Origin of the sequence: Mariniradius sediminis (genome assembly GCF_021491425.1) — a bacterium.
GTDB lineage: Bacteria > Bacteroidota > Bacteroidia > Cytophagales > Cyclobacteriaceae > Mariniradius > Mariniradius saccharolyticus.
In genome coordinates, this window is sequence record NZ_JAKEVZ010000004.1 from 313,664 (window position 1) to 320,187 (window position 6,524).

Below are 6,524 nucleotides of genomic sequence, written 5' to 3' on the forward strand. Positions count from 1 at the left end.
TTCAGGCGTTTTTGCTCATCTCCTTCAACGCTTTGACAAAGCTGTCCAATTCTTGGGTGGAAGTATAGACATTTGGTGTAATCCGACAGCCGACTACACCTGCGTAATTGATGCCGACAGTGTAGATTTTGTATTTTTCGAGTAGGGTCTTGGCCATTTCTCCCGGATCCATGCCCTTGATGCCGACATTGGCGATTCCGCAGGCCCTTGATGGGTCAGCAGGGGTATTTACCATGATGCCGGGAATGTCCCTTACTTGGTCGGACCAATATGTTTGCAGGTATCGGAGCCTTTCTTCCTTGCGTGCTCCACCGATCATTTGGTAAAAATCCAAGGCATTGTTGACAGCCAAGTCCGTCGCCACGGGATGGGTTCCTGTGTGGTTGAGGTTTTTGATGTTGGCGTGATCGAGTTCGTAGGGTGCCAAGAGCGGCCAAATCTTGTTGATTTTGTCTTTCTTGACATAAAGCAAACCTGCGCCAATCGGGACCGAGAGCCATTTGTGAAGGCTGCAGGCATAATAATCACAGCCTGTGTCCTCGATCTTGAACTGAAAATGTGCGATGCAATGTGCCCCGTCCAACATGACCTCGACGCCTTTTGCGTGGGCCATATCTGCGATTTTTTTGACGGGAAGGATTTGTCCCGTGATGTTGATCATGTGGCTGACCATGATAAGCTTGGTCCGTGGCGTGATCGCGTCTTCGTAGACCTTTACGATTTCCTCGTCTGACTTGGGTAGCAGTGGGACGTCAACGATTTTGTTGACGATGCCGTGGCGTCTGGCAGCCAGTTCAAACATGTTTTTGATGCTGCCGTAATCCTGGTGGGCAAAAATGGCCTCATCTCCCCGCTGCCAAGGGTAGCCCGAGATGATGATGTCGAGCGATTCGGTAGCGTTTCGGGTAATTGCTACCTCATCGGGAGTTCCCCCGAATTCCCCTGCCAAACGAGCCGCGGCCTTGTCTTTGTTGTCCCATTGAACCGTCCTGAAGTACCAAGAGCCCTGGTAGTTGATTTCCCTGATGTGGTTGATGTAGTGTTCCAAAATCTCCTGGGGTAGGAAGCAATAATAGCCGTTTTCCAGGTTGATGTAGTCGTTTTTGAGACGGTAGCCTGATCTGATTTTCGCCCAGAAATCCTCATCACTTGCCAATGTTGCAGGAGTGACTTCGGCGTAATCCTGCAGGGTTTTGGAAATCGACTGGAAAGCAGGTGTGGATGCGATGCCCGTCAAGGCCAAACGCTTCAGGAAACTTCTCTTGTTCATGCCGGGGAAATTTTTTCTAAGATGAAAAAAAAACTTGGAAAAATGAAGATCCTCGGGAAAGTTGACTAAATTTGTCAACAGAATTTATGTCAACAATTAGAGATGAAGACCCTTGCCAAAATCCTGCTGGAGAATCGCCAAAACAATGGCCTTTCTGTCCGTCAGTTGGCGCAAAACTGTGGGATAGATGCCGCCTTGGTCTCCAAGTTTGAAAACGGGAATAGACTGCCTACCGAAGAACAGGTGAGGCTGCTGGCTAGCGCTTTGTCCATTCCGTTTGCGGAAATGCGCAAGGCTTGGTTGGCAGAGAAAGTCTATCAGCTTCTGGAAGATGAGGAAGACGCGCTGGAGGTATTGTCCCTTGCAGAGAGCCGGGTAGAGTACTTGGTGGGCAAGCAGAGCCTGCAATTGGAGGATTTGAGCCCAAAGGTCAAGGCTTTGTTGGCGGAGATAGATGTGCTCAAGGCAGAATGGCAAGCCAAGAGACCCCTCAATCAGACCCAATTGCGGAAGATGAAGGAGTTTTTCCACATCGAGTATACCTACGAGAGTAACCGCATCGAAGGCAATACGCTGACTTTGCAGGAGACCCATCTGGTGGTGAATGAGGGGATTACCGTGGGCGGGAAATCCCTGCGTGAGCATTTGGAGGCCATCAACCATGCTGAGGCCATTCAATATGTGGAGGAGTTGGTCGGGGATGCGCTCGACTTCAGCCCAAGGGTACTGATGGAACTCCACTACCTGATCTTGAAAGGTATTGATCGGGAGAATGCTGGGAAATACAGGAATGTGCCTGTGCGGATTGCGGGCAGTGTCCATGTGCCGCCCCAGCCCTACCTCTTGGGTAAGCTGATGGAGGACTACTTCCTGCATTATGAAAACCAAAAGCGGATCATGCACCCTGTGATTCTAGCTGCCGAGATGCACGAAAGGCTGGTGAGTATCCATCCCTTTGTGGACGGAAATGGCCGTACCAGCCGGCTTGTCATGAACCTGATTCTCCAAAAGCATGGCTACACCATTGCCAATCTAAAGGGGGATTATGCCTCTAGGATGGAGTATTACAAGGCATTGGAAGCAGTGCAGGTGAACAATCAACCGGAAGTATTTTACCTGCTTGTCGGTAATGCCGTGAAGCTTTCCCTCCAAAAGCATCTGGAGATGACCTGAGGCGACCCTGCCGGACGTGGTTCCGGCAGGGTTTGTTTTTTGGATGCTAGAGAATGGGATTTTTGGAAATACTTGGAACCTGTGGTGCTGAAATCTGTTATTAGCGATATGAAAATAGAAGTATGGTCGGACATCATGTGTCCGTTTTGTTACATCGGGAAACGCAGGCTGGAAAATGCCTTGGAGAAGTTTCCATTTGCAGACAATGTTGAAGTGGTCTGGAAAAGCTTCCTGCTGAATCCGGATATGGTGACGGACCCTGGCAAGAGTACACTTCAATACCTTTCCGAAACAAAAGGTTGGTCGATGGCCCAGACGCAACAGATTACCGAACAGGTCGTGGAGATGGCGAAAGGCGAAGGCCTTAGCTATCACATGGACCGCACCGTGGTGGCCAATGCCAAGAATGCGCATCGACTGTTGCAATGGGCGAAGTCCATCGGGCGGGGTGGTGATATGAAGGAACGTCTTCTGAGGGCGTATTTCACGGAAGGGTCAAATATTGACGACTTTGCGACGCTGGTGGGACTGGCTGGTGAGATTGGTTTGGATGTTGTTAAGGCGCCTGAGGTTCTGGAGTCGGATGTTTTTTCGGCAGAGATGGAAGGTGATATTTATGAATCCCGCCTGATGGGGGTGCGTGGTGTTCCGTTCTTTGTTTTGGATCGCAAATATGGTATCTCTGGGGCGCAGCCACAGGAGGTATTTGACCAGAGTATCCTGAAGGCCTGGGAAGAGCATGTCAAGGCAAATCCTGTCATGCAAATGCAGGGCGGTGACGCGAACAGCTGCGACATAGACGGAAATTGTTGATTCTTGGTAATGGGCAAATTGCTTGACAGCCTTCGCCCATTGCAGACTCGAGGATTTCTGAAGAATTTGGAATAAAGGACTCCCGCTGGAGGGCAAGGGTTATGGGGATTGGTACCATTTGGGTTCCAATCCCCATTTTTTTTGTCTTCAGTTTGGCATTTAGAAAAGCTCTTTTAATTTTGACTTCATTGAGTAAAAAAATTACTCAATCATGATCACCCGTGATTGAGGGGGCGAAGCTGTGCCAGCCTCATTGTTGCTTTTTTCTTTACTGTCTCACCCAAGATCCTTTTTACGTGTTAGATTCCATCGTTACTTCCAAGACCCGGATCAAACTTTTATTGAAGTTTTTCTCCCATGACAATTCAGGTTACTTGCGCTCTTTGGCGAAGGAATTTGATGAGTCGACGAATTCAGTCCGCGTAGAGCTTAACCGTTTGACGGAGGCCGGACTTCTGCAGACCGAAGATGATGGCAAGACCAAGGTCTACCGGGCGAATAGGTCCCATCCTTTCTTTAATGAAATCAGGAACATGGTTTCCAAATTTCTTGGTTTGGACCAATTGTTGGAGCAGGTGGTCAGCCGCCTTGGAAATGTGGAAAAGGCATACATCGTGGGCGATTATGCCCAAGGGGTGGATTCGGGGACGATTGAACTGATTTTGTTGGGCAAGGATATCGACATGGCTTATTTGGATTTTTTGGTGGAAAAAACCTACGAGAAAATCAATCGACGGGTACAGGTAAGGGTACTTGAGGAAATGGGCGAGGATATTGGGGGGGTGATGGTGTATGGGTGAGGTCGGAAGTACGAGGGGGATGTACAAAGTACGAAGTACGAAGTACGATGTACTAAGTGTGAAGTACGAAGGTAGAAGTATGAGGGAAATGTAAGAAGTACGATGTACCAAGTGTGAAGTAGGAAGTTAGAAGTACGAGGGATTTGATTGGAAATTTTAAACCTGAAATAAGTTGCTGAGATTTGTTCTGATTGCATCGCTGTTTGCTGTGATTGTGTTCCAAATGGTGGGGGAAAAAGTCCCCGTGAATGATGGAACCATGGGCGATGGTCTTTTTTACAGGAGCATTGCCGAAGATTTCCTCGGAAAGATCGAGGATGAGAGCTACAATGTTTTCCAACTGCAAAGGGTCATGCCTTTTGCCGTGCTCAATGTGACCTTTTCCCTTTTTGAATGGGTCAAAAGCCATGAGGGTTTGCTGCGCGGCATTGTCATCCTCAACTTCCTGATGGCTGCCCTGGGAGTCTATTGGTATTTTGCCTTGGCACGAAAGCTACGGCTGCGGGATAACCTGACCGTGTTGGGCTTTCTGCTGCTGTTTGTCAACTTCGCGGTGCTGAAGGATATGTGGTACCATCCCTTTCATCCGGGCTTCACGGCCATGATGCTGGGCATCGGGCAGGTCAATTATTTTGTGCGGGTGGAAAGGCAACGTTTGTTTTTACTTTCCTTGGTGGCAGGGTTTGTGTGGCCGAGTATGTTCCTGACGGGGCTTTTCCTCATGCTGATGCCGAGCGAGAAATTGCTTGTATATGAATCCGACAGGCCGAAGTCATTTTATCCGATTATCGTGTGCTGCATTGTTTTGGTTGTGCTTGTCACCACCGGGATTTGGACCGGCAGGTTTGGCAATGGGGGAGGCGAGTTGGCGCTGCATATCTTGTCGATTGTGGCATTGTTGATTTATTTCCTCGCCTTCCTCATCAAGAATCCCATTCAGTGGAAGCGGAGTTTTGATCTTTTTAGGAGCAAGTTGAAGGCGGGGAAGCTCCAGGTTTTCTGGCTGAGTTTGGCAGCCTTTTTCCTCATCATCTTTCTGTTATCCGGGAGCAATGCCAATATTTTCTTCTTTGAGGTAGCGGAGAATTACTTTACGGAGATCCTCCGGTTTCCTTTGGACTTCTTGGTGGGGCATACGCTATACTTTGGCTTTTTGGTGCCCTTGGCAATGGTGTTTTTCCCAAGGATGATGAAGGAGATGGCCAATTTGGGAATGGGCTTTGCCATGGCCTGTACCTTCATGTTTGTGTTTATCCTGCATCCCGAGCCGCAGTTTTTGTTGCCATTTTATCCCTTTTTGGTGCTGCTGATTTTGAAGGCCGTCAAGCGCTACCGCCTTTTGAAAAAAGATATCTTGGTCATTGGAGGCGTCAACCTGCTGCTGTCGGCGGCTTGGCTTCCGCTGAATGTTTTGGGTATGGAAGAAGCCTTGGGAGGAGAGAACCTTTCATTGCTTTCACAATTCCCTGCCCAACGGTATTGGATGCATTTTGGGCATATGATGTCTTGGGAGGTATATGTTGGGGCGGCTGTGGTGTTTACGCTGCTGGTATGGCTGGCATGGAATGGAAAGATTCGCTACAAGCGGGAAGCCAAATTGGGGGAGGATGCTGAGGCCTCAAGAACGGAGACTGGCCATGTTTGAGCGCGCGGCATATACCCGAATAGATGATTGCAAATTGGTCCAATTTCCCGAAACGGATACTGGGAAAGGGCCTTTGGTGAGTCTTGAGGTGGAGGAAGTGTTGCCTTTTCCAATCCGTAGGATGTATTATTTCAAAAGGGGGCAGGCCGATATTGCCCGGGGGAACCATGCCAATTTTGAGAACCAACAGTTAATCATTGCCATACAGGGGAGTTTTGAGGTGGTATTGATGGATGGGCACGCAGAGAAAGTCGTCGAACTCAACAAGGCGAATGAAGGACTAATCATTCGGGAAGGCATTTGGCGGACCGTTCAGCATTTCAGCCAGGACGCGATTGGCTTGGTGCTGTGTTCCCATCCCTATGATCCGCAGGATTATTGGGGGGATTTTCAGGGGTACTTGGCGTGGAAGAGAGGGGGAGGGATGGTTTGAAAGGACGAAGTTAGAAGTACGAGATTAGAAGTACGAGGTTAGAAGTACGAAGTACGAAGTACGATGTACCAAGTACCAAGTAGGGAGGAATGATGAATGGATGATAGGAAGCAGGGATGAGGGTACAAGGTACGAAGTTAGAAGTACGAAGTACGATGTACCAAGTACCAAGTAGGGAGGAATGATGAATGGATGATAGGAAGCAGGGATGAGGGTACAAGGTACGAAGTTAGAAGTACGAAGTACGATGTACCAAGTACCAAGTGTGCATGCCTGATATAGGTTGACAAAAAAACGTCAACCGTATGAAAAAGCGAGCATCAAAATTGGAGATCAGGAGACACAGGTGTTTTTCTGAGGAATTCAAGAAGATTAAGGTTCAGGAACTGG

The 6,524-nt window shown here is 48.7% G+C and carries 6 protein-coding genes; 5 read left to right on the plus strand and 1 reads right to left on the minus strand.

From position 1 onward, the window contains the following. Position 1 precedes the first annotated feature (1 nt). Complete coding sequence (locus L0U89_RS07430; protein WP_234860950.1) at positions 2–1,270, minus strand: aminotransferase class V-fold PLP-dependent enzyme; 1,269 nt, start codon at positions 1,268–1,270, stop codon at positions 2–4. Positions 1,271–1,372: 102 nt separating this feature from the next. Between L0U89_RS07430 and L0U89_RS07435 the strand changes: the two genes are divergently transcribed. The 5 genes from L0U89_RS07435 to L0U89_RS07455 all read left to right on the plus strand — a co-directional run bounded on the left by L0U89_RS07435 (position 1,373) and on the right by L0U89_RS07455 (position 6,134). Beyond that, the gene (locus tag L0U89_RS07435; RefSeq protein ID WP_234860951.1) at positions 1,373–2,443 is read left to right on the plus strand and encodes a Fic family protein; all 1,071 of its coding nucleotides are present in this window, start codon (positions 1,373–1,375) and stop codon (positions 2,441–2,443) included. A 108-nt stretch (positions 2,444–2,551) separates the two neighbouring features. Then, positions 2,552–3,256, plus strand: a complete 705-nt coding sequence (locus L0U89_RS07440) for a DsbA family oxidoreductase (RefSeq protein WP_234860952.1) — start codon at positions 2,552–2,554, stop codon at positions 3,254–3,256. Positions 3,257–3,552: 296 nt separating this feature from the next. Continuing rightward, positions 3,553–4,056: a winged helix-turn-helix domain-containing protein gene (locus L0U89_RS07445; RefSeq protein WP_234860953.1), complete on the plus strand. Its 504-nt coding sequence runs from the start codon at positions 3,553–3,555 to the stop codon at positions 4,054–4,056. A gap of 172 nt (positions 4,057–4,228) precedes the next feature. After that, positions 4,229–5,701 (plus strand): hypothetical protein, encoded by a 1,473-nt coding sequence (locus L0U89_RS07450; protein ID WP_234860954.1) that lies wholly within the window; start codon positions 4,229–4,231, stop codon positions 5,699–5,701. Further along, positions 5,664–6,134 (plus strand): sugar 3,4-ketoisomerase, encoded by a 471-nt coding sequence (locus L0U89_RS07455; RefSeq protein ID WP_234860955.1) that lies wholly within the window; start codon positions 5,664–5,666, stop codon positions 6,132–6,134. Before L0U89_RS07450 ends, L0U89_RS07455 begins: the two co-directional genes overlap by 38 nt. Positions 6,135–6,524 lie beyond the last annotated feature (390 nt).

What these genes read in the sequence shown, in the direction of transcription:
- L0U89_RS07430 (WP_234860950.1), bottom strand. Translation starts at nt 1,270, where the DNA reads ATGAACAAGAGAAGTTTCCTGAAGCGTTTGGCCTTGACGGGCATCGCA.
- L0U89_RS07435 (WP_234860951.1), top strand. Translation starts at nt 1,373, where the DNA reads ATGAAGACCCTTGCCAAAATCCTGCTGGAGAATCGCCAAAACAATGGC.
- L0U89_RS07440 (WP_234860952.1), top strand. Translation starts at nt 2,552, where the DNA reads ATGAAAATAGAAGTATGGTCGGACATCATGTGTCCGTTTTGTTACATC.
- L0U89_RS07455 (WP_234860955.1), top strand. Translation starts at nt 5,664, where the DNA reads ATGCTGAGGCCTCAAGAACGGAGACTGGCCATGTTTGAGCGCGCGGCA.